We start from the raw sequence: 23,007 nt of genomic DNA on the forward strand, positions 1-23,007 counted from the left end.
TGGGGTTAGAATGGCGCGGTGCACCCCGTGCACGCACAGACCGTGAACCGGCCATCACCGGGGAGTCTTCGGAAGAACGGATCATTCCGGCGGAGTGATGTCAGTAGAACCGAACGGGTTGGCCCGTGACAGCCTTTGAATGAGCGGCTCGCGGCGTCGTCGTTCCCTGGAGGAGCGAATCGGCGCGAGTAAGCGAGGTGGTACCGCGCCACCGGCGTACTCCGTGCGCCCCAGCGTCCTCGCATCCTGAATTTTCTGACGTCTCAGGATGGAGCACCGTGACTGATTCACCCGTTTACCCCAAGGTAAGCACCGATCCCACTGCCCAGGGCGTCCCGTCCGCCCCGCGGTTCCCACAGGTCGAGGAGCGCGTTCTCGAGTACTGGAAGAAGGACGACACCTTTCAGGCCAGCATCGACCGGCGCGATCGCGGCCAGGACGGCGCCAATGAATTCGTCTTCTACGACGGCCCTCCCTTCGCCAACGGCCTGCCCCACTACGGGCACCTGCTCACCGGCTACGTCAAGGACCTGGTCGCTCGCTACCAGACCCAGCAGGGCCGCCGCGTGGAGCGCCGCTTCGGGTGGGACACCCACGGTTTGCCGGCCGAGCTCGAGGCCATGAAGCAGTTGGGCATGAGCGACAAGCACGAAATCGAAACAATGGGCATCGACAAGTTCAACGATGCCTGCCGTGCCTCTGTCATGAAGTACGCCACCGAGTGGCAGGACTACGTGACCCGCCAGGCCCGCTGGGTCGATTTCGACAACGACTACAAGACCCTCAACGTCGAGTACATGGAATCGGTCATGGCCGCGTTCAAGTCCCTCGACAACAAGGGCCTGGTCTACTCCGGGTACCGCGTGTTGCCGTACTGCTGGAAGGATGAGACGCCGCTGTCCAACCATGAGCTGCGCATGGATGACGACGTCTACAAGGACCGTCAGGACACCACCGTCACCGTGGGCTTCGAAATCCTCGACGACGCGTCCTGGGCCGAACAGCCCGACGTCGTGGCCCAGCTCGCCGGCGCCCGCGCCCTGGCCTGGACCACCACGCCGTGGACCCTGCCGACCAACCAGGCGCTCGCGGTCGGCCCGGACATCGACTACGTGCTGGTCCACGGCGGCGCGCAGTTGAGCGGGCGTCGCTACCTGATCGCCGCCGACCTGCTGGAGGGCTACGCCAAGGACCTGGGTCACGGTGACGCCGAGGACCCTGCCGCCGCCGCCCGCGAGGCCGTGGCCGCCCACTTCACCGGTGCGCAGCTGGAAGGCGTGCGCTACCGCCCGCTGTGGGATTACTTCACGGACGCCGAACGCTTCGACACCGGCACCGCGTGGCAGATCATCGTGGCCGACTACGTGACCACCACGGACGGCACCGGGCTGGTGCACCAGTCCCCGGCCTACGGTGAGGACGACCAGAACGTGTGCGCCCGCTACGACATCCCCGTGGTGCTCTCGGTGGACGAGGCCGGCGTGTTCTACGACTTCTTCAAGGACGAGGCCCTGGCCGCCGGAGCTCCCCTGGCCGGGATCGCCGGGCACAACGTGTTCGACAAGGATGTGGCCCGCACCGTGATCCGTGACTTGCGCGCCCAGGATGCACTCGTGCGTGAATCCAGCTACGTGCACTCCTATCCGCATTGTTGGCGGTGCCGCAATCCCCTCATCTACCGCGCGGTCTCCTCCTGGTTCGTGCGGGTCACGGACATCAAGGACCGCATGGTGGGGCTCAACCAGGAGATCAACTGGATCCCGGACAACGTCAAGGACGGTCAGTTCGGTAAGTGGCTCGAGAACGCCCGCGACTGGTCCATCTCCCGTAACCGGTACTGGGGTTCGCCCATCCCGGTTTGGGAATCCAGTGACCCCAATTACCCGCGCCGTGACGTCTACGGTTCGCTGGCCGAGATCGAACGGGACTTCGGCACGCTGCCGCGCAACGCGGACGGTGAAGTGGATCTGCACCGCCCGTGGATCGATGACCTGACCCGGCCCAACCCGGACGATCCCACGGGCCGGTCCGTGATGCGCCGTGTGCCGGAGATCCTGGACGTGTGGTTCGACTCCGGGTCCATGCCCTACGCCCAGGTGCACTACCCCATGGAGAACCGGGAGTGGTTCGAGACCCACAACCCGGCCGACTTCATCGTGGAGTACATCGGCCAGACCCGCGGCTGGTTCTACCTGCTGCACGTGTTGGCCACCGCCTTGTTCGACCGCCCGGCGTTCCGCAACGTGATCTCGCACGGCATCGTGCTGGGCTCGGACGGGCAGAAGATGTCCAAGTCCCTGCGCAATTACCCGGACGTCAACGAGGTCTTCGATCGTGACGGCGCGGACGCCATGCGGTGGTTCCTGATGTCCTCGCCCATCCTGCGCGGTGGCAACTTGGTGGTGACCGAGCAGGGCATCCGCGAGGGTGTCCGCCAGATGATGCTCCCGCTGTGGAACGTCTATCACTTCTTCGGTCTGTACACGAACGCCGCCAACGGTGGTGCCGGGTACGAGGCGCAACTGCGCCACAGCGCCGAGAACGTGATGGACCGCTACATCCTGGCCGAGACCGGGCGGGTGGTGTCCGAGACCAAGCAGCACTTCGACGACTACGACATCTGGTCCGCCGCCGAAACCCTGCGTTCCTTCATGGACACACTCACCAACTGGTACGTGCGCCGCTCACGCGAGCGGTTCTTCGACGAGGACACCCAGGCCTTCGACGTGCTCTACACGTGCCTGGAGACCGTGTGCCGCGTGGCCGCGCCGCTGTTGCCCCTGGTCACGGAGGAAATCTGGCGGGGATTGACCGGTGGTCGTTCGGTGCACCTCACGGACTGGCCGGACGCCTCCCTGTTCCCGCGGGACGAGGACCTGATGACGCTCATGAACCGCACCCGCGCCATCTGCTCCTCCGGTTCGGCCCTGCGCAAGGCCCACAGCCTGCGCGTGCGTCAGCCCCTGGCGGGTCTCACCGTAGCGGTTCCCGAGGGACAGCGCCTCGGGGGAATGTTCGAGTCCATCATCGCGGACGAGCTCAACCTCAAGACCGTCACGCTGCTCGATTCGGCGGAGGTCTCGCCGGCGGACTTCGGGATCTCGCAGCAACTCAAGGTCAACGCCCGCGCCGCGGGACCGCGCCTGGGCAAGCAGGTTCAGCAGGTCATCAAGGCCGCCAAGGCGGGCGACTGGTCGGTGTCCGAGGACGGCACGGTCACGGCCGGGTCGATTCCGTTGGAAGCGGGTGAATACGAGTTGGCCACGGTCGTCGACGACGCCGCGGGGACCTCCGCGCGCGCCGTCACCGTGTTATCCGAAGGCGGTTTCCTGGTGCTCGACACCGAGCTGACGGCCGAGCTGCGCGCCGAGGGCACCGCCCGGGACATGATTCGTGCCATCCAGCAGGAGCGCAAGAACGCGGACCTCAACGTGTCCGACCGGATCCACACGACCATTCATGCGGACGCAGCAACGAGCGCCGCGGTCGAGGCCAACCGTGAGCTCGTGGCGGGGGAGACTCTAAGTCGTGAGCTCGAGGTCATCGTCTCGGACGAGTCCTCGGTAATCGTGGAGGTGATGAACCGATGAGTGAGGCATGGGACATGGCGACTCCCCAGACCGTGGAGGAGGTGTACGCGGAGCTCCTCGCCCGTGCGCCGGAGAACCGGATGGCGCCGCGCCTGGACGCGGTCCAGCGCGCCGTGGACGTTCTCGGTAACCCCGAGAAGAGCGCTCCGGTCATCCACATCACCGGAACCAATGGGAAGACCTCCACGGCTCGCATGGTCGAGTCCTTGCTGCTCGCCCATGACCTCCGGGTGGGCCGCTACACGAGCCCGCACCTGGAGAAGGTCACCGAGCGCATCAGCCTGGACGGGAAGCCCGTGGCGGATGAGACGTTCGTGCGCGGCTACGGTGAAATCGCCCCGTACCTGCGGCTCGTGGACACCGAGCTGACGCAGCGTGGCGAGCCCCGGCTCACGTACTTCGAGGTGCTCACCGTTCTGGCGTTCGCGGTCTTCGCGGACGAACCGGTGGACGTCATGGTCCTGGAAGTGGGTATCGGCGGCAGCTGGGACGCCACCAACGTGGCCGATGCCGCGGTGTCCGTGGTGACGCCCGTGGACCTGGACCACACGGAGATGCTCGGGGACACACTCCAGGAGATCGCAGTGGAGAAGTCCGGGATCATCAAGGACGGCGGATTCCTGGTCTCCGCCGCGCAGGATCCCGCGGCGGCGCAGGTGTTGCTGGAACGAGCTCAAGAGGTCGGAACACAATTCCGATTCGAAGGCGTCGAATTCGGCGTGCGGGGCCGCACCATTGCCGTGGGCGGGCAGCTCATGGCCGTTCAGGGTCTGGCCGCCGAGTACACGGACCTCATGCTGCCCCTGTTCGGCGAGCACCAGGCGGAGAACGCGGCGCTGGCCATTGCAGCCGTGGAGGCCCTGCTGGGTGGGGGAGACAAGCCCCTCAACCAGGAGTTGGTGAGCGCGGGGCTGGGTGCCGTTGCTTCCCCGGGCAGACTCGAGCTGGCCCGCAAGGCACCGCCCGTGCTGTTGGACGCGGCGCACAACCCGCACGGACTGAAAGCCTCGGCGGCGGCCGTCAAGGAATCGTTCACGTTCGCCAAACTCAACCTGGTGGTCGGGATACTGGGCGAGAAGGACGCCGAGACCATGCTGCGCACGCTCGCCGAGGAGTACAGCGGGTACGAGCTCGAAGTGTGGTGCAGCCAGTCCCGGTCCCCGCGGGCGATTCCGTCCGAGGAACTGGCCGAGATCGCCGCGGACATGGGTTTCGACGAGGACATGGTCCACGCGCAGGCTCGCCTGGACGACGCCATTGCCTCCGCCGTCCAGGATGCCGCCGACCGCCAGGAATTCGACGGCGCGGTACTGATCACCGGTTCCGTCACCGTGGTGGGTGAAGCCCGTGCGCTCCTCGGCCTCTGAGAACCGCCACAGCTCCGGGAGGAAATCACCATGGCAAAAATGACCAGGGCCCAGCGCGAATGGCGCCCGGGCCAGAAGAAACCACGCGGCTCCATCAAGGCCATGTTCGCGGTGTCCGTGCTGGCCATCGAGGCCTTCATCGTGTTCTTCGCCACACTGGCGGCCTTCGGAATCCTGGCGCGGGAGTGGGAAACCACCCACCAGTTGTTGCTCGTGGGTGGCGGGGTGCTGCTCACCCTGGTGTTCCTGATCGCGTGCGGCATGGTGCGCAGGCCCGGCGGATACGCGCTCGGCTGGGTGCTGCAACTCGGACTGATCACCACGGGCTTGCTGGTACCGGCCATGTTCGTGATCGGTGCAATGTGCGCCGCGGCCTGGTGCTATGCCGTGCTTAAGGGCGCCGCCATCGACCGGGAGAACCGGGAGCGTGACCGTCTCCAGGAACAGTGGGAAGCCGAACACCCGCATGAGCTCGGGTGAGTAACCGCGCCGGGGAGCACGGCCGGTAGGCTGGTCGCGGTACCCCTGACGAGATCGATTCAAGGAGACGCAGATGACGGAACGCACCCTGGTGCTGGTGAAGCCCGACGGCGTAGAGCGCGGCCTGACCGGTCAGATCCTCGCTCGTGTCGAGGCCAAGGGCTACAAGATCGTGGAGCTCAAGCTCGTGCAGGCCACGCGGCAGATCCTCGAGCAGCATTACGAGGAACATCAGGGCAAGCCGTTCTTCGAACCGCTGGTCGAGTTCATGGGATCCGGCCCGGTGGTTGCCGCCGTGGTCGAGGGCAACCGCGTGATCGAAGGGTTCCGCAGCCTGGCCGGTTCCACCGAACCCACCACCGCGCCTCCCGGCACCATTCGCGGCGATCTGGGCCGTGACTGGGGCGAGAAGGTGCAGAAGAACCTGGTGCACGGATCGGATTCACCCGAGTCCGCAGCCCGCGAGATCGGCATCTGGTTCGCCTGATCCGCACTGACCCACTCGGCTCGCGGAATGAGCAACGGTGGGGTGCGACCGATGATTCGGTCGCACCCCACCGTTGCGTGGGTTTACCCTCCGGACCCGCGCGGGTCGCTACGCGAAGATCACGGTGGCGAAACGGACGGCAATGATGCCGAAGGCCACCACCAGGACACCGATGGCAATTAACCACGCCCAGGCGCCGGACTGGCCGGCCCGGACGAATCGGTCACCGAACATCCCCGCCCGAGCGTTTCGCGCCGTGGTGTGAGCCAGCAGGATGGTCTGTGCGATCCACACGATCATGCAGTACAGGCACAGGGTGTTGATCTCGAAGGTGGTCTGCCACCACAGCCACAGGGTGAACACGGAACCCGCGAGGGTGCCCACCCATACCAGCCACCAGTACCACTCGGCATAGCGCGCACCCGCCAGGACCCCCACCGCAATTGTCAGCACGATCGCGTAGGCCACGATGCCGATGAACGGGTTGGGGAATCCGAAGAGTTCGGCCTGGGGGGTGCGCATCACGGTTCCGCACGAGAGCCACGCGTTGATGTCACAGCTGGTGCGGTGGCCGGCGTCCGCGAAAATGGCCAGCCGTTCCATCACCAGGGTCGCGGAGGCACCGAATCCGATGATCGACAGAATCAGCGCCAGGCTGGCCCAGCCGCGGTCTGTGGGTGCGGTGTGCTGACGGTCCAGGGTGTTTGTTGAGCTCACAGGCCGATGCTAATCGACACGGTGCCCCGGGCGATGTGGTCTGGCGCACACGCCAATCCTGGGGTGCACGGACGGACTGTGAGATACTTGGCAACGGTCGGTCCCCAGCCGCACACGGGAACCGGTCCGGCAGGACCTCCGATACACAGCGGATGGACCCGCGGCTCTCAACAGATCGAGCGCGTCCGTCCGGAGAAAGTTCGCAATCCCCCCAGGATTATGCGGCTCGGACATCCGTCGGCTTGCCGCAAGCGTTCACGTCAGTCAACGCACCCGGCAGGTACCACAATGACTTCCGGCGACCGCGTGGTCTCACACCACCGGTTCGACCGACCGAGAACACCTCGGACCCGGGTGCGGACGGTGTTCCGAGCAGGAGTACAACCTCACATGGAATCCGAACAGGACAACGCGGAACAGACAACACAGAACCAGGAATCTGCTGTGCAGCAGCAGACCCCGGAGGCGGACACCGCCCCCGAGCAAGCTGTTGTTGAGCAAACCCCGACTGAACCCCGAGGCGACACCCAGGCGACCGACGAGCCCCAGGACACCGCCGAGGCAACGGAACCCGACACCGAGGACACCTCCGGGACCGAGCCGGCCTTCGGCGTGGGTGCGGGCCTGATGTTCCACGCCCCGGACCTGGACGAGATCCGTGCGGCCGCCGAGGCCGCGGCCGCCCGCCAGCGCGAAGCCGCCAAGGAACGGGACGCCCAACGTCGTCAGCCCCAGCACTCGGACGAGGACGACACCGATGAGGACGAGCCCTCGGGCGCCGTGACCAGCCGCCGCAGGCGACGCCGTCGCCGCGGTGATGTGGACATGGAACTCGTGGACGAGTCCGACGGCACCGTCACCCGAGTCCGCGCGCCCCGCGTGGCCGAGAGCGGCGCCGATGAGGTCACCGGAGTCAAAGGATCCACGCGCCTGGAAGCCAAGAGGCAGCGCCGTCGTGAATCCCGCCAGTCGGGCCGCCGCCGCCACGTGATCACCGAGGCCGAGTTCCTGGCCCGCCGCGAATCGGTCGAACGCAAGATGCTCGTGCGCCAGAAAGACAGCCGGATCCAGATCGGTGTGCTCGAGGACGGTGTGCTGGCGGAGCATTTCGTCTCCCACACCCAACAGGATTCGCTGATCGGCAACGTGTACGTGGGCAAGGTGCAGAACGTGCTCCCGTCCATGGAAGCCGCGTTCGTGGATATCGGACGCGGCCGCAACGCGGTGCTCTACGCGGGTGAAGTCGACTGGGACGCCGCGGAGCTGGGCCACAAACCCCGCAAGATCGAAAACGCCCTCAAGTCCGGGGACTCCGTCCTGGTGCAGGTCACCAAGGATCCCGTGGGCCACAAGGGCGCGCGCCTGACCAGCCAGGTGTCCCTGCCCGGCCGCTACCTGGTGTACGTACCGGGTGGTTCGATGACCGGCATTTCGCGCAAGCTGCCGGATGTGGAACGTCAGCGCCTCAAGAAGATCCTCAAGGACCGCCTGCCCGAGGGTGCCGGCGTGATCGTGCGCACCGCCGCGGAGGGCGCGTCGGAGGAAGAACTCACCAACGACATCAACCGGTTGCGCTCGCAGTGGGAACAGATCCAGGAGAAGGCCGGGTCCACCAAGACCCTCGCCCCAGAAATGCTCTACGCGGAACCGGACCTGACCATCAAGACCGTGCGTGACGTCTTCAACGAGGACTTCACGGCCATGGTCGTCCAGGGCGAGCAGGCCTGGGACAACATCGAGGCCTATGTCACCTATGTGGCCCCGGACCTGTTGGACCGGCTGCAGCAGTGGACCGAGGACACGGACCTGTTCGAATCCTTCCGCGTGGAGGAACAAATCCAGAAGGCCCTGGACCGCAAGGTTTACCTGCCCTCCGGCGGTTCCCTCGTGATCGACCGCACCGAGGCCATGACCGTAGTGGACGTCAATACCGGTAAGTTCACCGGCTCCGGCGGCAACCTGGAGGAGACGGTCACCAAGAACAACCTGGAGGCCGCCGAGGAAATCGTCCGCCAGCTGCGCCTGCGGGACATCGGCGGAATCATCGTGGTCGATTTCATCGACATGGTCCTCGAATCCAACCGTGAGCTGGTGCTGCGTCGCCTGGTCGAGTGCTTGGGCCGGGACCGCACCAAGCACCAGGTCGCGGAGGTGACCTCGCTGGGTCTGGTGCAGATGACGCGCAAGCGCATGGGCACCGGCCTGCTCGAAGTGTTCTCGGAGCCGTGCGAGGCGTGTGCCGGTCGTGGCGCAATTGTTCATGACCACCCGCTCAAGGGGCGCGCCGGGGACTCGGGTGCGGACCACCGCAGTAACCGCACTGAGCGCAAACGCTCCAGGCACAAGCAGCAGCACCAGGGCGCCCAGCAAGGCGGGCCGCAGGACAAGCCCAAGAACACCGGTGACGGTGGCAACGGTTCGGGCAACGGCCACGACGGTAACGAGGAACAGTCCAAGGCCCGTGCCGAGGCGACTCGTAGCGCACTTGCCAATATCGCGGCGGCCTCGCAGCACGACGACGACGCCGCGTCGGGTGGGCCGGGCGAGGCCCAGGCCGCCGACCGATCCGGAGGCGAGGAGCCGCAAAAGGATCAGTCCGGCGCCCAGGACAATCAGGAACACGGCGATCAGGACGGCGATCGCCGCCGCAAGAAGCGGCGCGGTAAGCGCAGTCGTGGCCGCGGTCAGTCGGGTCAGGACGGCCGGGGCAATGACTCGTCGTCCGCGCAACCCCGGGACTCGACCCGTGGTGACCGCGGTGGGGAGTCGCACGACACGGGTGATGGTCCCTCATCCAGTCTCACCATTCACGGTGAGGTCATTGAGCTGCCCCACGGCAGCGCTCATCACGAGGATCAGTCGCAGGCCGGTCAGCAGTCGCGCACGCTGGACTCTTTGACCGCGGCCTTCACCGAGGAGCCCGTTCACGAGGCACCCCGGGAACAGTCCTCGCCTGACCAGCCGGCACGCGAGACCGACTCACCGGAGCAGGCCTCGCGCGGCAACCGCGGAGGCCGTTCGCGCCGGGCCCAGCGCCCGGCGACCAACGAGTCGCAACTCGAGGGCGCTAAGGCGGCCGCGGCACCCGCCGCGGCGGTCGAGACCAAGCCCGCCACACGGCGTCGTTCCCGCCGAGCGTCCGCACCCGCGGCGGCACCGGGAACGGCCAGCGTCCGGACCCACGAGTCGGTGAGCACGGAAGAATCCGTCAAGCGGTTCACCGCCGATGTCTCCCAGCAGCAGAGCCCCAAGGCCTCGGCGCAACCCACCGTGGTGGGCGTGGGCGTCAAGGCCGAGGACATGAAAATGACGGGCGGCGCCGCGAGCTGACACCGGCCACGGGCCGCAAGACATGACATGCCACAAGGGTGCGGGGATGAGAATCCCGCACCCTTGTGGCATGATCTGTATCACTGACACGGGGTGCCGCGCGAGCGGCTGAGATCACACCCGTTGAACCTGATCTAGCTCGTACTAGCGAAGGGAATGTCGTGATGACTACGCATTCTGCTGTTTTGACCGTGCCCCGCGTCCTGTCGATCGCGGGCACCGATCCCACGGGTGGCGCCGGACAGGCCGCCGACCTGAAGTCCATAGCCGCAATGGGTGGTTACGGCATGAACGTGATCACCGCGGTGGTGGCCCAGAACACCACGGGCGTGATCGAAATCCACACCCCGCCCGTGCGGGTCCTCCGTGCCCAGCTCGAGGCCGCGAGCTCCGACGTGACCCTGGACGCCGTCAAGGTGGGGATGCTCGGATCGGTCGAGGTGATCGAGGCCGTGCGCGACTGGCTGGCCGAGGTGAAACCGCCGGTGACGGTGATTGATCCCGTCATGGTGGCCACGGCCGGCGGGCGATTGTTGCGGGCGGAGGCCCACACGGCCCTGCTGTCGCTGCTGCCCTTCGCCGACCTGATCACGCCCAATCTTCCGGAACTGGCCGTGCTGGCCGGAGCGGACCCGGCCACCACGTGGGCCGAGGCCCTGCGACAAGGCCGGGAGGTGGCCGACCGGTTCGGCGCGCGTGTCCTCGTGAAGGGTGGCCACATGCCCGGGCCGCGCACCCCGGATGCGCTGCTCGAACCCGGGCGGCACGAGCCCGTGATCACGTTCGATGACCCGCGAGTCGCAACCTCCAACACCCATGGCACCGGGTGTTCGCTGTCCTCCGCCATTGCCACGATCGTGGCTCGCACGGGGGACTGGCCGGCCGCCGTGAGCGCGGCGCGCTCGTGGCTGCGCGGTGCGCTCGAACATGCCGACGATCTCCACGTGGGGCACGGCAACGGTCCCGTGCATCATTTCCACCACGCCCAGCATGTGCTGGCGGACAGCGCGTCCCACGAGCGCGTCACCGATGTGCTCTGGCGTGACTGCGAGAGGGTGCGTCGTGAGATCGACACCCTGGAGTTCATCGCCCAGTTGGCCGACGGCACGCTGCCGCCCGAAACCTTCCAGTGGTATCTGGACCAGGACATGCAGTACTTGACTGTTTACTCGCGGGCGTTGGCCGCATTGGCCGCCGCGGCGCCGTCGGAGTCGGCACGCGAATTCTTCGCCCACGGGGCGGCCGAGGTCGTGACCGTGGAGTCGGCGCTGCACCGGACACGGCTCAACGGCGCACCCCCGCACCCGGCGTCCGAAGTGACCAGGACGTACACGGACTTTCTACTGGCGGCCACGGGAAGTGAGACCTTCGCGGTGGGGGCCGCGGCGGTCTTGCCGTGCTACTGGCTCTACGCGACACTGGGTAGCGCACTGCTGGAAAAGGCCCGCGCGGCCGGACCGGAACCGCACCCCTATGGTGACTGGCTGGCCACCTACAACGCTCCCGAATTCCACCTCGCGGCCGAGCGGGCGCGAGAGATCGTGGACCGGGCGGCCGCGACTGCGGACCCGGCCACCGTCCGGCGCATGCGGGACGCTTTCATGCGAGCGTGCGAGCTGGAGCTGCGGTTCTTCGCCGAACCCGTCCGACGCGCCGGGGCTCGCCCGTTTGCCGTAGCTTCCACGCATCGGGTAGGCTAGATTTTCGGTGCCGGGTACCAGCGTGTGTGTGGACAGTTAAATCCACCGCGTTCGGCGGCACACTCGGGTTCAGCTCCTGTTCGATGCGAAAGCCACGCGAGGCGCGGTCTCCTCAGACTGCCGCGACGTGATGTCTCGACATTCGTGGTCCTCCAGGGGTGTTCCCGACCCTTACACGTAGTCCATAGATGTCGAGAGAAGTGAGTTCCCAAGTGGTGTACGCGATTGTCCGCGCAGGCGGCCGCCAGGAGAAGGTTTCCATTGGAGACCTCGTGACCCTTGACCGCGTCGCCGGTGAGGCAGGCAGCACCATTGAGCTTCCTGCACTGCTGCTGGTCGATGGGGACAAGGTCACCTCTGATTCCAAGACCCTGGCCAACGTCAAGGTCACTGCCGAGATCGTCGAAGACCTGCGCGGTCCCAAGATCTCGATTATGAAGTACAAGAACAAGACCGGGTACAAGAAGCGTCAGGGCTTCCGCGCCGAGCTGACGACCGTCAAGGTCACCGGCATCGACGCCTGAGTCACACCCTTTCCCGAACATTTGACACGAAGGTAGGCACACACCATGGCACATAAGAAGGGCGCGAGCTCCACTCGCAACGGTCGTGACTCGAACGCTCAGTACCTGGGCGTGAAGCGTTTCGGCGGTCAGACCGTCAGCGCCGGTGAGATCCTGGTCCGCCAGCGCGGCACCCACTTCCACCCGGGCCTGAACGTGGGTCGCGGCAAGGACGACACCCTGTTCGCCCTGTCCGCCGGCGCCGTTGAATTCGGCACCCGCCGCGGTCGTCGCGTGGTCAACATCCAGACCGCCGAGTAATTGTCTCTTGGACCTCCGGGTCCACCCGCCGCCCACGGGTTTCCCGTGGCCGGCAACCACTAAAGGGTGGGCGCAATACGCGCTCACCCTTTAGTCTTTCAACCAGAGGTGTTCGCCGTGCCCATGAGGCGGCGAAGGCGCCGAGGACTTTAAGGAGCCCCGTGGCCAGTTTTGTCGATCGAGTCATCGTGCACGCTACTGGCGGCAATGGCGGACACGGTTGTGTGTCCGTGCGCCGCGAGAAGTTCAAGCCGCTAGGTGGCCCCGACGGCGGCAATGGCGGAGACGGCGGCTCCGTGATCCTCCGCGTGGACGGCCAGTCCACCACGCTGCTGGGTTTCCACCATTCACCTCACCAAAAGGCCCCCAACGGTGAGCCGGGCAAGGGCGATCTTCGCCACGGGTTCAAGGGCCAGGATCTGATCCTGTCCGTTCCCGACGGAACGGTGGTGAAGGACCGCCAGGGAAACGTCCTGGCGGACCTGCTGGGTGAGGGCAACGAATACGTGATCGCCGGCGGTGGTCACGGGGGTCTGGGAAACGCCGCACTGTCATCCCAGAAGCGCAAAGCTCCCGGATTCGCCCTGCTCGGCACACCGGGCGCCGAACACGAGGTCGAACTCGAGCTGAAGTCCATTGCGGACATCGCTCTTGTCGGCTTTCCCTCGGCGGGAAAATCCAGTTTGATCGCCGCGATGAGCGCGGCCCGCCCCAAGATCGCGGACTACCCCTTCACCACCCTGGTACCCAACCTGGGCGTGGTGCAGGCCGGGGATACGCGCTTCACCGTGGCGGATGTACCCGGTCTGATCCCGGGGGCCTCCCAGGGCAAAGGCCTGGGCCTGGAATTCCTGCGGCACGTGGAGCGCTGCGCCGCGCTGGTTCACGTGATCGACTGCGCAACCCTGGAACCGGGCCGTGACCCCCTCACGGATCTGGATGCACTGGAGGCCGAGCTGGCCCACTACGCCCAGGACATCCAGGACGAGAACCAGGACACCGTGCCGTTGACGGAACGCCCCCGAATGGTGGTGCTCAACAAGATCGATGTTCCCGAGGCCCGGGAACTTGCGCAGTTCATCCGCCCGGATCTCGAGCAGCGCGGCTACCGCGTGTTCGAGGTGTCCACGGCATCGCACGAGGGGTTGCGTCAGCTCGGTTTCGCCATGGCGGAGCTCGTGGCGCAGGTGCGCACCGAGAACGAACCCGATACATCCGACGCGCAGTCCCAGGTGGTGCGCCCAGAACCCGTGCGTGGCCGCCGCGGGGAACACCGCAAGGGTTTCACGATTTCCCGTGAGGACCGCGGGGGAGAACCCCTGTGGCACGTGCGCGGTGACAAGCCCGAGCGTTGGGTGCAACAGACAGATTTCAACAATGACGAGGCCGTGGGTTACCTCGCGGACCGCTTCGCCAAGCTGGGCATCGAGGACGAACTGTTCCGAACCGGCGCCCGCCCCGGCGATGCGGTGTTGATCGGCCCCGAGGACAACGGCGTGGTCTTCGACTGGGAACCCACCATGGTGGGAGGCGCGGAGCTGCTGGGCGGCCCGCGCGGCACGGACGTGCGGTTGGACGAAACGAACCGTCCTACGCGCCGCGAAAAGCGCGAACAGTTCTACGATCGCATGGACGCGAAGGCCGAGGCTCGGGCCGAGCTCGAGGCCGAACGCAAGGCAGGTGTCTGGACGGAGTCAGTGGACCAGGCGCGCGGCCGTCACATTGATCAGCATCGACAGGATCTTTCTGAGCATGAGTGAAAAAATGACCACCGAGAAAATCGACGTCGCAGCTGTTGAGCAGGATGCCGCCAAGTCGGCCATGCAGCTGAGCACGGAGAACCGCGGGAAGAACCGGCGGTCTCCGATCACGGAGCCCTCCCAACTGCCCCAGGCGCGACGCGTGGTGGTCAAGGTGGGATCGTCCTCGCTGACCTCCGTCGAGAACTCCATTGACGAAAACGCGCTGCGCAGCATCGTGGACGCCCTCGGCGGTGCGAAGGCCCGCGGCACGGACATCATCTTCGTGTCCTCGGGTGCGATCACCGCCGGCCTGTCACCGTTGGGTCTGGCCAAGCGGCCCAAGGACCTGTCCACCAAGCAGGCGGCCGCCTCCGTGGGGCAGGGCCTACTGATTTCCCGCTACACCGAGTACTTCGCCCGTTACGGCGTCACGGTGGGGCAGGTGCTGCTGACCGCCGAGGACCTCATGCGGCACTCGCAGTACAAGAACGCGCACCGCCAGATCGAACGCTTGCTGGACCTGAACATTCTGCCGATCGTCAATGAGAACGACGCCGTGGCGACCCACGAGATCAAGTTCGGCGACAACGACCGCATTGCTGCGCTCGTGGCGCACCTGATCAAGGCGGATGCGTTGCTGCTGCTCTCGGATGTGGACGCGCTGTACACCAAGCCGCCCAAGGATGGTGGCGAGCGGATCGCACGCATCGACGACCCGGTCGCGGACCTGGAGGGTGTCGAGATCGGATCCGTTGGTCGCGTGGGTGTGGGCTCCGGCGGCATGGTGACCAAGGTGCAGGCCGCACGCATCGCGGCGGCGTCGGGGATTCCCGCCCTGGTGACCTCCGCGCAAAATATCAACCAGGCCCTGGCCGGGGAGAACGTGGGGACCTGGTTCTCCACCACCGGCGGTCGACGCAACGTGCGGCTGCTGTGGCTGGCCCACCTCGCCGACATCAAGGGCACCCTCACACTCGACGACGGCGCCGTCGAGGCCATTCGTGGCCGGCGCTCACTGCTGGCCGCGGGAGTCAACGAGGTGAGCGGCACATTCACCGCCGGTGACCCCGTCTCCATGAAGGACAAGGACGGCAACGAGGTGGCCCACGGTTTGATCAACTACAGCTCGGAGGAAGTGCCCGACATGTTGGGCAAGCGCACCGACCAGCTCGGTGATGAGCTCGGAGAGGACTTTGCCCGGGAACTGATCCACGTGGACAACCTGGTCACACTGCGCCCGCGTTCCGCGCGGACCAAGCTCAGGCAGCCTCCCGCTCGGTAATCCGCGTCCCACGTTTCGAGAACTACGCTGACACGAAAGGCGCCCCCGGGCGTCGAACCGACCAACATCCAGGAGGAATTTTGGCCGAGAACACGTCAATACTGACCGCGCAGCAAACATTTGGTGAAGACCCCGTGGCGGGCGTCGGGCTCATGGCCGACGACGCTCGCCAGGCAGCCCGCGGGTTGGCACGGGCCCCCCGCGCGTGGAAGGACCGCGCACTGCTGCTCATGGCTCGGCGCATCGAGGAGCGCCAGGACGTGGTCCTGGAGGCGAACGGCAAGGATCTGGAACGCGGACGACAGAACGAGACGTCGCCGGCGTTGTTGGACCGCCTCAAGTTGGACCCCGCCCGTATCAAGGGGCTCGCCGATTCCCTGCGTGAATTGGCGGCACTGCCGGATCCGGTGGGAACCATCGTGCGCGGGCAGACCCTCTCCAATGGGCTGCGCATGCGCCAGATGCGCGTGCCCATGGGCGTGGTGGGCGTCATTTACGAGGCGCGCCCGAACGTGACCGTGGACATCGCCGGCATTGCCGTGAAGTCCGGTAACGCCACCCTGTTGCGCGGCGGTTCCGCCGCGTTGGAATCCAACCGTGCCCTGGTCGGCATCCTGCGTGACGCCCTCGCCGATGCCAAGTTGCCCGTGGACTGCGTGCAGACGGTGGATGACTACGGCCGCGACGGCGCGAACGCCTTGATGACAGCTCGCGGCAAGGTGGACGTGCTGATTCCGCGCGGTGGCCGAGGGCTGATCCAGTCCGTGGTCAAGAACGCCACCGTCCCGGTCATCGAGACCGGTGAGGGCAACGTGCACGTGTTCATCGACGAGTCCGCCACCCCGGAAATGGCCGAGAAGATCGCGGTCAATTCGAAGACGCACCGCACGTCCACGTGCAATTCGGCGGAGACGCTGTTGCTGCACTCCAAGGCGGAGGCCGGTAAACGGGTGTTGGCGGCGCTGGACAAGGCCGGTGTGAAGCTGCACGTGGATCAGCGAGCCGCGGAGCTGCTGCCCCCGGGCTCCGATCACTTCCAGGCCACCGAGGAGGACTGGGAAGCCGAGTACCTGGGCATGGACATGGCCGTCAAGGTCGTGGATTCCGTGGGTGAGGCCCTGGATCATATCGCTAAGTACTCGACCGGCCACACCGAGGCGATCGTGACCAATGATCTGACCAATTCGGAGCGCTTTGTCGCAGAAGTCGAATCCGCGGCGGTGATGGTCAACGCGTCCACGCGCTTCACGGACGGCGGTCAATTGGGTCTGGGTGCCGAGATCGGTATTTCCACCCAGAAGATGCACGCCCGCGGCCCCATGGGCTTGGAAGAGCTGACCACCACCAAGTGGGTTGTTCAGGGTGACGGTCACGTGCGCTCCTGACAAGTACCATGTAATCAACCGCCTCCGGGCGGATCGCACTGGTGACACCGGAACCGCCCGGTAGCAGAAGGGAAACCGCACAGACATGTTGCACCTGTTGAACAACGCCGCTCTGTCCGCCGAAGAAGGCGGACATCACGTGGTGAACGAACTGCCCATCCCCGCGGAAATGTTCGGCGTGATTGCGTTCATCTTGTTCGTCCTCATGTTGATTGCTGCGGCTTCTTTCTCTTCCCGCGGCAAGAGCCCGGAGGCCGGCGAATACGAGGATCCAGCCGACTTGCCCGCCACAGAGCGCGCCATGATCGACGGCCTCAACTCGCCGCGCCAGCACTGAGTCGCCGGTAGTGCTGACTGCGTGAATCCGAACGTATCCTCAACCGTCGCAGAGGGCACCGAGCTGCACATCCCACCGCGCCAACCGGGTAAGACCCGGTTGGGCGTGATGGGCGGTACCTTCGATCCCATTCACCACGGGCACCTCGTGGCGGCCTCCGAAGTCGCATCCGTGTTCGACCTGGACGAAGTGGTGTTCGTGCCCACCGGGAACCCGTGGCAGAAGGCCGGCAAACAAGTCTCGGACGCCGAGCACCGCTACCTGATGACGGTGGTGGCCACGGCATCGAACCCGCGCTTCACGGTGTCCCGCGTGGACATCGACCGCGAGGGGCCCACGTACACGATCGACACGCTGCGTGACTTGGCACGGTTGCGTCCCGATGCCCAGTTGTTCTTCATCACCGGTGCGGACGTCATGGGGGAGATCCTCACATGGAAGGGCACGGACGAACTCTGGGATCATGCCCATTTCGTGGGTGTCACTCGGCCGGGCCACGAGCTTGCCGCCCCCGGGGGGTCCTCGAGCGTGTCCCTGCTGAACGTTCCCGCCATGGCGATCTCGTCCACGGACTGCCGCGCTCGTGTTGAGGAGGGCAAACCCGTCTGGTATCTGGTGCCGGACGGTGTGGTTCAGTACATCAACAAGTACGGTCTTTACGTCCACGACGCCCACACATCGACCACCCCGCTGGCGGTCCAACCGTCGAACGCGATATCGAGAACGGACCGCGAGAACCCCCCAGGAGCACGTTGTGAGTGAGCCTCGTTCCAAGAAGGACAGGAGTCCCGATCCGGAGAACGCACCGGGACCGGATTCGCTCCACGAGACCGGTCTCGAGACCCCGCACGGACAGTCGGGGCACAAAGTCGCTCCGTGGACCTCGGAGGTGCCCCGAGTGGCCGGGCCGGCACCCGTGATCGAGCTGGACGGCGCCATCGAAACCGCTCCGGTCAAGCCGTTGGGACCACGCCGGCTGGCCCGGCTGCAACGGGAAATGGCCGAGCACGCGCAGGAAATTCACCAGGCCGAACAGTCGAATGCCGGGCAAGTGGATGAAGACCTGCTTCTGAAGCAGCAACGATTCGCGGAACTCGCGCTGCGCGCGGCCGCGGCCAATGAGCAGGACCGCCAAGATGCCCAGGCCGCGCTGAAAGCCCGTGACGCCGAACAGGGACATGGTGCGGGGGCAGGCCCACATGCCACGCCGGGCGAGGAAACCATTACGGTAACATTTCCTCAGTCCGCCGCCGCGGGTTCCTCCCTGGCCGCGGACCCGTTGCGGGTCGATCCCGGGCACTTCCCGAGTTCTCCCCTCGCTACCGCATCGAATCCGCACACCGTGACGATCAACGTGGTTCCGGCGGCGCCGTCATCCGGGGAGAGGATCGAGGTGGAACCTCACGTTCCACCGTTGGACGACCCAATTGATTCCGATGCCGGCCGGTCGGACCAGGACGGCGCCCCTGGTACGCCCGTTCGTGCCGTGGACGCCCAAGGCTTGGACCTACTCGAGCCCAAGGACTACAAGCAACAATCCGGGGCCGTGGTGGCCCTGCTCGTGTTGCTGGTCCTGGTCATTGCCGCGCTCATTGCTCTGCTCATCATTTTTATGCTCTAACGCTTAGTCTTTGGAAGGACTCACCCCTCTGTGACTGCATTCCCCGAATCCGTCGAGATCATTCGCACCGCCGCCCTGGCCGCGGACGAGAAGAAGGCCGAGAACATTGTGGCCTTCGACGTCAGTGACTCCTTGGCCATCACCGACGCCTTCATGGTCGCGTCCGCCCCCAATGAACGCCAGGTCGCCGCGGTGGTCGACGCCATTGAGGACAAGCTCATCCAAGAGCACAAGGTCAAGCCGCTGCGCCGCGAAGGCCGAGGCGAGGGCCGCTGGGTCCTGCTCGACTTCGGCGACATCGTGATCCACGTGCTCCACGACGAGGACCGTGCGTTCTACGCCCTGGAGCGTCTCTGGGGGGACAGCCCCAAGATCTCGCTGAACCTTCCCGAACAGGTTTCCACCTCGAACGACGACGCCGCGCCGGGCGCCTCCCACACCGAATAACGGTCGGTGTCCGGGCGGTCACGCCGCGGCAGACTCGATTTGCACGGCGGGTGAACGACTGTTTAGGATAAATGCGTTGCCCACGAGGAACACCACGGAAAGCGCACTGACAACCGGAAGTGGTTGTTAGTAATAACTGTGGTACAGTCTTCGAGGTAAAGCACGGGGCTATGGCGCAGCTGGTAGCGCACCTGCATGGCATGCAGGGGGTCAGGGGTTCGAATCCCCTTAGCTCCACAATCGAAAATCAAGAAAATGCCCCGCCTTATGGTGGGGCTTTTTTGTGTTCATGCTCACCCCGCGTCCCATTCACGCAACGCGCGCCGATCCCTATAGAATCGGCCCATGCCGACCCGTCATTCGGGGGACGGCTCCCTTTCCGTCACATCCGGTGTTGCGCTGGGCGCAGCCTTAGTGTTGGCGCTGGGGACTGTACTTTCCCCCCTCTTGTTCCCCCTCGACCCGGACGAGGACACCAGCGCTGTCAGCTGCACGACCTACGGTCTTGCGGCCGATGATCCGCGCGCGGAACCCACACAGATCATCGACGCGAGCTTCCGGGCTGGCACCAGCTACTCCGCCGCGGGAGATCTCGGGGAGATGGCGCAGACCTTCACTCACAACGGTCTCACGGGGCAGTATCACGTGATTGACGGGGGCGTGGACACGAACAAGCCCGTGGGACTGGTGATGCATTTGCATGGCGACGGCGCCCGGGAATACCACGATCCCAGCGGCCGAGTGACGTGTCTGGCCGCCGTGGCTGCCTCCCACAACGCATTGCTCGTGGTGCCTCGCAGTCCCGATAAAACTGAGTCCCCCACCTGGTGGGAAGACCTCAAAGGTAACCGCGACTGGCTGACGTCCCTGGTGAACGATCGGATCCTGCGGGATTATCCCGTGGACCGCAACCGCATCACCTGGATGGGGTACTCCGGAGGCGCAGAGATGCTCAGCTACGGGATTCTCGCGGGACCTCGGGACCTGGTGACCGGGGGAGCAGTCATGGTCGGCGGCGGGGGAGCCCCCCAGGGTCTCACGACGGACCCCACCGAGTCCCAGCTGGAGACCATGCCCCTGTGGTGGGTCACGGGCAGGAAGGACGACGGCTCGTCCACATCGGCCCCGTTCGATGCGGTGAGCGCCGCGGAGTCCGGCGCGGCATTCTACGACGACCAAGGCTTCGAGCGAGTCGATCTGGAGCTGCTGGCCGGTCATAACCACTACGACATGCCGGACGCTCGTATTCTCGATGACCTGATGAAAACCGCCGAGCGAGACCGCTGAGAACCGCTCGATCCACCCGGGTGGTGGGTTCACCGACCCGGCGGGGGTGAACTCGTGTCCGGTGCGCGCAACGCCGCGTGCAGTCGCTCAGATTGGTCGAATAGTGCGTGGTGCCCGCCGCGCAGCCGTAACACCTGCGCGCCCCCCGTGGTGAACGTACGCCAGGACTCCACGGCGCTCGGCGGGGCCGTGGTGTCGCCGTCCGCGGCCACTACCAACAGCGGAGTGCTCAGTTGGGCCGGTTCCCCGTGGTAGTTCAAGGAGGCGGTCAGGTCCGCCCGCAGGGGGTCGAGCACCATGGCGCGCATTCCCGGGTCTTCCAACAGTTCAGCGGGAGTGCCACCCAGGCCCACGAGCCACTCAATCAGCGCGTGATCGTCATGCAGCGCGGCCGCCAGCTCGGGGCTCGGATCCGGTGGCGGTGCTTTGGCGGACACCACGAGACGCCGGACACGGCCCGGACGTTCGCGTTCCATGCGGTTCACGAACTCGGCGGCGAGCAACGCGCCGAAGGAGTGCCCCAGGACATCGGTGGGTAAGTCATCGGAATCGAGAACCGGTAGCAATGCCGCGGTGGCCTCGTCGACCGCCTCCCGTACGGATGCCGCGGCCGGCTCGGCCATGCGCGCTTCCCGGCCGGGGCGGCGGTGGGCGAGAACCTCGACGTCGTGGGCTGCCAGCGAGCGCCCCGTCAGCCCCCCGGCGCCGGCGTGGGGAAAGAAGACGAGACGGCGCTGTGGGACGCCGTTAGGCGTCACCCAGCGGGCAAGAACATTATCGGTAGCCATGCTGGGCACGCTAGCACCGTGCCGCGGGAAACTCACCGGGTAGGTCGGGGTGTGCCGTCAAGGATGAGTACGCGTGGGCCAACAGTCCGCTCAGACCGCCGTCCCGCATGGCTCGGCGCTGTCGTTCGGCCCCTGTTCCGCGCGAGAGCATGCGCTCCAGGCCGTGCTGCACCACTGACCGGTCCTCGGCGCCGTCGAAGTACGGCTGGAGCCGCTCGAAAGTCTCGTGGACGAGATCCGCCGCGGGCTTCTGGATTCCCGTGGCGGGGTCCATGAGGCAACCCGACAGCCCGAATTTCGCCGATTGCCACGCCGCGACCTCCAGCAGCTCGGGTGGCATGTGGGCGACCACTGCAGTGTCGAGGACCATGCGCACCAAAGCCCTGATGAGCAGGGCAATGACCACGGCGTCTCCGGCTTCGAGCTGAACGTCGCATGCTCTGACTTCCAGGGTGCCGTGAGCAAAAGAAATCCGCGCGAGCCAGGCCAGGGTGCTGGGGCTCTCGACCACGTCGAAACTCAGGAGGGCGTCCAATCGGGCCCGGTAATCGGCCAGGTCGTCGAACTGCGGAGGAATGCCGTTGGCCACCCATCGGCGGTAGTGAATGGAACGCCACGAGGCGAACCCGCTGTCGGAGCCGCGCCACACGGGCGAATTGGCACCCAAGGCCACCACGAGCGGCAGCCACGGGCGCAAACCGTTGAGCGCTCGCACCCCTTCGTCGAAAGTGTTCAACCCAATGTGCACGTGCATGCCGTTGAGGTACTGGTCGGCCGCGATGGCCGGCGTCATGCCCGCCAGCCGGTGGTAGCGCTCACCGGGGGTGACTTGGGCGGCTGCCAGGGCAATGTCGGGTGCGGTACCCGTTGCCGCGACGTCGAAGCCCATGGACCCGGCGACGGCGGCGAGTTCGCGGCGAAAACTCAGCAGCGAGTCGAGCGCCGCCGCAGCGTTGCTGAACACGGGGGAGGTGTGCTCGAGTTGGCAGGTGAGCCATTCAGGGGTGGCCTTGCCGCCGCCGGCGTCAATGGCGAGCAGAGTTTCGGCCTGCTGCGGGGCGGGTGTCGCGGGCAACTGGGTGCCGCGGTCAACAAGGAGAAATTCCTCTTCGATACCGAAAGTGGTCACTATTCGTAGCCCCACAATCTCCCGACAGCGGGCTCAACAACGGATGAAGGAACGGTTCGCAGTCTAACGCCTGGCCGTCAATTCATTGCTGAAATTTTCACCTGGGTGGCTGGACGGGGACCGCCGGTCTCTATCATCTACAACCGATTGGTTGTACATTGTAAATATGAGCCAGATCACGGAGGAGCGGACCGACGGTTTGTTCCATGCCCTAGCGGACCGGACACGGCGCGACATCCTCCGCCGTGTGCTCTCTGAGGGGCAGTCGATTTCGGCTTTGGCCGCGAACTACAACATGTCGTTCGCGGCAGTACAGAAACACGTTGCCGTTCTGGAGCGCTCAGGGTTGCTCATCAAGCAGCGCCGGGGTCGCGAACAGTACGCACGCGGCGACGTGGAGGCCGTACGATCCGTGGCATCACTGCTCAATGAGTTCGAGCAGGTGTGGCGAGACCGCATCGACCGCATCGAGGAACTACTGAAGGACAGTTGAG

General features: G+C 65.8%; 20 protein-coding genes, 1 tRNA gene and 1 riboswitch. Of the genes, 18 read left to right on the top strand and 3 right to left on the bottom strand.

The window, feature by feature from the left end; genetic code table 11:
* Window positions 1-278 precede the first annotated feature (278 nt).
* The 4 genes from ileS (at window position 279) to ndk (ending at window position 5,924) form a co-directional block, all read left to right on the top strand.
* The gene (gene ileS / locus AC3ENJ_RS01135) at window positions 279-3,590 is read left to right on the top strand and encodes an isoleucine--tRNA ligase (protein ID WP_431812784.1); all 3,312 of its coding nucleotides are present in this window, start codon (window positions 279-281) and stop codon (window positions 3,588-3,590) included.
* Complete coding sequence (locus tag AC3ENJ_RS01140) at window positions 3,587-4,957, top strand: bifunctional folylpolyglutamate synthase/dihydrofolate synthase (RefSeq protein ID WP_431812785.1); 1,371 nt, start codon at window positions 3,587-3,589, stop codon at window positions 4,955-4,957. Before ileS ends, AC3ENJ_RS01140 begins: the two co-directional genes overlap by 4 nt.
* A gap of 30 nt (window positions 4,958-4,987) precedes the next feature.
* A complete protein-coding gene (locus tag AC3ENJ_RS01145) occupies window positions 4,988-5,437 on the top strand; it encodes a DUF4233 domain-containing protein (protein WP_223841879.1) in 450 nt (149 codons plus the stop codon).
* Window positions 5,438-5,510: 73 nt separating this feature from the next.
* Complete coding sequence (gene ndk / locus AC3ENJ_RS01150; protein ID WP_431812786.1) at window positions 5,511-5,924, top strand: nucleoside-diphosphate kinase; 414 nt, start codon at window positions 5,511-5,513, stop codon at window positions 5,922-5,924.
* Between the two features lie 108 nt (window positions 5,925-6,032).
* Here ndk and AC3ENJ_RS01155 read toward each other — a convergent pair whose 3' ends face one another.
* A complete protein-coding gene (locus AC3ENJ_RS01155) occupies window positions 6,033-6,641 on the bottom strand; it encodes a vitamin K epoxide reductase family protein (protein ID WP_308495856.1) in 609 nt (202 codons plus the stop codon).
* A gap of 390 nt (window positions 6,642-7,031) precedes the next feature.
* Between AC3ENJ_RS01155 and AC3ENJ_RS01160 the strand changes: the two genes are divergently transcribed.
* From AC3ENJ_RS01160 to AC3ENJ_RS01220, 13 genes are all read left to right on the top strand, one after another.
* Complete coding sequence (locus AC3ENJ_RS01160; protein ID WP_431812787.1) at window positions 7,032-9,971, top strand: Rne/Rng family ribonuclease; 2,940 nt, start codon at window positions 7,032-7,034, stop codon at window positions 9,969-9,971.
* Window positions 9,972-10,050: 79 nt separating this feature from the next.
* A riboswitch (TPP riboswitch) is annotated at window positions 10,051-10,145 on the top strand.
* Complete coding sequence (locus tag AC3ENJ_RS01165) at window positions 10,136-11,671, top strand: bifunctional hydroxymethylpyrimidine kinase/phosphomethylpyrimidine kinase (RefSeq protein WP_431812788.1); 1,536 nt, start codon at window positions 10,136-10,138, stop codon at window positions 11,669-11,671. It overlaps the preceding riboswitch by 10 nt.
* Window positions 11,672-11,871: 200 nt before the next feature.
* Window positions 11,872-12,195, top strand: a complete 324-nt coding sequence (rplU, locus tag AC3ENJ_RS01170; protein ID WP_308495857.1) for a 50S ribosomal protein L21 — start codon at window positions 11,872-11,874, stop codon at window positions 12,193-12,195.
* Window positions 12,196-12,240: 45 nt separating this feature from the next.
* Window positions 12,241-12,495: a 50S ribosomal protein L27 gene (gene rpmA / locus AC3ENJ_RS01175; RefSeq protein ID WP_190780252.1), complete on the top strand. Its 255-nt coding sequence runs from the start codon at window positions 12,241-12,243 to the stop codon at window positions 12,493-12,495.
* Between the two features lie 161 nt (window positions 12,496-12,656).
* A complete protein-coding gene (gene obgE, locus AC3ENJ_RS01180; protein ID WP_190780253.1) occupies window positions 12,657-14,255 on the top strand; it encodes a GTPase ObgE in 1,599 nt (532 codons plus the stop codon).
* Complete coding sequence (proB, locus tag AC3ENJ_RS01185) at window positions 14,248-15,519, top strand: glutamate 5-kinase (RefSeq protein ID WP_190780254.1); 1,272 nt, start codon at window positions 14,248-14,250, stop codon at window positions 15,517-15,519. The genes obgE and proB overlap by 8 nt, the downstream gene beginning before the upstream one ends.
* Before the next feature lie 80 nt (window positions 15,520-15,599).
* Window positions 15,600-16,904 (top strand): glutamate-5-semialdehyde dehydrogenase, encoded by a 1,305-nt coding sequence (locus AC3ENJ_RS01190; RefSeq protein ID WP_190807176.1) that lies wholly within the window; start codon window positions 15,600-15,602, stop codon window positions 16,902-16,904.
* An 85-nt stretch (window positions 16,905-16,989) separates the two neighbouring features.
* A complete protein-coding gene (locus AC3ENJ_RS01195; protein ID WP_190807177.1) occupies window positions 16,990-17,241 on the top strand; it encodes a hypothetical protein in 252 nt (83 codons plus the stop codon).
* 21 nt (window positions 17,242-17,262) lie between these two features.
* Window positions 17,263-18,003, top strand: a complete 741-nt coding sequence (nadD, locus tag AC3ENJ_RS01200) for a nicotinate-nucleotide adenylyltransferase (RefSeq protein ID WP_431812789.1) — start codon at window positions 17,263-17,265, stop codon at window positions 18,001-18,003.
* Window positions 17,996-18,862 (top strand): hypothetical protein, encoded by an 867-nt coding sequence (locus tag AC3ENJ_RS01205; RefSeq protein WP_431812790.1) that lies wholly within the window; start codon window positions 17,996-17,998, stop codon window positions 18,860-18,862. Before nadD ends, AC3ENJ_RS01205 begins: the two co-directional genes overlap by 8 nt.
* 30 nt (window positions 18,863-18,892) lie before the next feature.
* Window positions 18,893-19,309: a ribosome silencing factor gene (rsfS, locus tag AC3ENJ_RS01210; protein WP_431812791.1), complete on the top strand. Its 417-nt coding sequence runs from the start codon at window positions 18,893-18,895 to the stop codon at window positions 19,307-19,309.
* A gap of 164 nt (window positions 19,310-19,473) precedes the next feature.
* Window positions 19,474-19,546, top strand: a tRNA-Ala gene (locus AC3ENJ_RS01215).
* Window positions 19,547-19,654: 108 nt separating this feature from the next.
* Window positions 19,655-20,596 (top strand): alpha/beta hydrolase family protein, encoded by a 942-nt coding sequence (locus AC3ENJ_RS01220; RefSeq protein WP_431812792.1) that lies wholly within the window; start codon window positions 19,655-19,657, stop codon window positions 20,594-20,596.
* A 29-nt stretch (window positions 20,597-20,625) separates the two neighbouring features.
* Here the strand turns inward: AC3ENJ_RS01220 and AC3ENJ_RS01225 are convergent, their stop codons facing one another.
* Together AC3ENJ_RS01225 and AC3ENJ_RS01230 are read right to left on the bottom strand one after the other, a co-directional pair.
* A complete protein-coding gene (locus tag AC3ENJ_RS01225; RefSeq protein ID WP_431812793.1) occupies window positions 20,626-21,384 on the bottom strand; it encodes a thioesterase II family protein in 759 nt (252 codons plus the stop codon).
* A gap of 10 nt (window positions 21,385-21,394) precedes the next feature.
* Entirely contained in the window at window positions 21,395-22,513 is a 1,119-nt protein-coding gene (locus AC3ENJ_RS01230) for a carboxylate-amine ligase (RefSeq protein ID WP_431812794.1), read from the bottom strand.
* 166 nt (window positions 22,514-22,679) lie between these two features.
* On the opposite strand from AC3ENJ_RS01230, the gene AC3ENJ_RS01235 reads away from it, so the two are divergent.
* A complete protein-coding gene (locus AC3ENJ_RS01235) occupies window positions 22,680-23,006 on the top strand; it encodes an ArsR/SmtB family transcription factor (protein WP_190780262.1) in 327 nt (108 codons plus the stop codon).
* Window position 23,007: the final 1 nt, after the last annotated feature.

The organism is Kocuria sp. cx-455, from assembly GCF_057707085.1.

Coding starts and splice junctions, on each gene's coding strand:
- AC3ENJ_RS01140 (WP_431812785.1), top strand. CDS start 3,587: ATGAGTGAGGCATGGGACATGGCGACTCCCCAGACCGTGGAGGAGGTG.
- AC3ENJ_RS01145 (WP_223841879.1), top strand. CDS start 4,988: ATGGCAAAAATGACCAGGGCCCAGCGCGAATGGCGCCCGGGCCAGAAG.
- ndk (WP_431812786.1), top strand. CDS start 5,511: ATGACGGAACGCACCCTGGTGCTGGTGAAGCCCGACGGCGTAGAGCGC.
- AC3ENJ_RS01160 (WP_431812787.1), top strand. CDS start 7,032: ATGGAATCCGAACAGGACAACGCGGAACAGACAACACAGAACCAGGAA.
- AC3ENJ_RS01165 (WP_431812788.1), top strand. CDS start 10,136: ATGACTACGCATTCTGCTGTTTTGACCGTGCCCCGCGTCCTGTCGATC.
- rpmA (WP_190780252.1), top strand. CDS start 12,241: ATGGCACATAAGAAGGGCGCGAGCTCCACTCGCAACGGTCGTGACTCG.
- proB (WP_190780254.1), top strand. CDS start 14,248: ATGAGTGAAAAAATGACCACCGAGAAAATCGACGTCGCAGCTGTTGAG.
- AC3ENJ_RS01195 (WP_190807177.1), top strand. CDS start 16,990: ATGTTGCACCTGTTGAACAACGCCGCTCTGTCCGCCGAAGAAGGCGGA.
- AC3ENJ_RS01220 (WP_431812792.1), top strand. CDS start 19,655: ATGCCGACCCGTCATTCGGGGGACGGCTCCCTTTCCGTCACATCCGGT.
- AC3ENJ_RS01225 (WP_431812793.1), bottom strand. CDS start 21,384: ATGGCTACCGATAATGTTCTTGCCCGCTGGGTGACGCCTAACGGCGTC.
- AC3ENJ_RS01235 (WP_190780262.1), top strand. CDS start 22,680: ATGAGCCAGATCACGGAGGAGCGGACCGACGGTTTGTTCCATGCCCTA.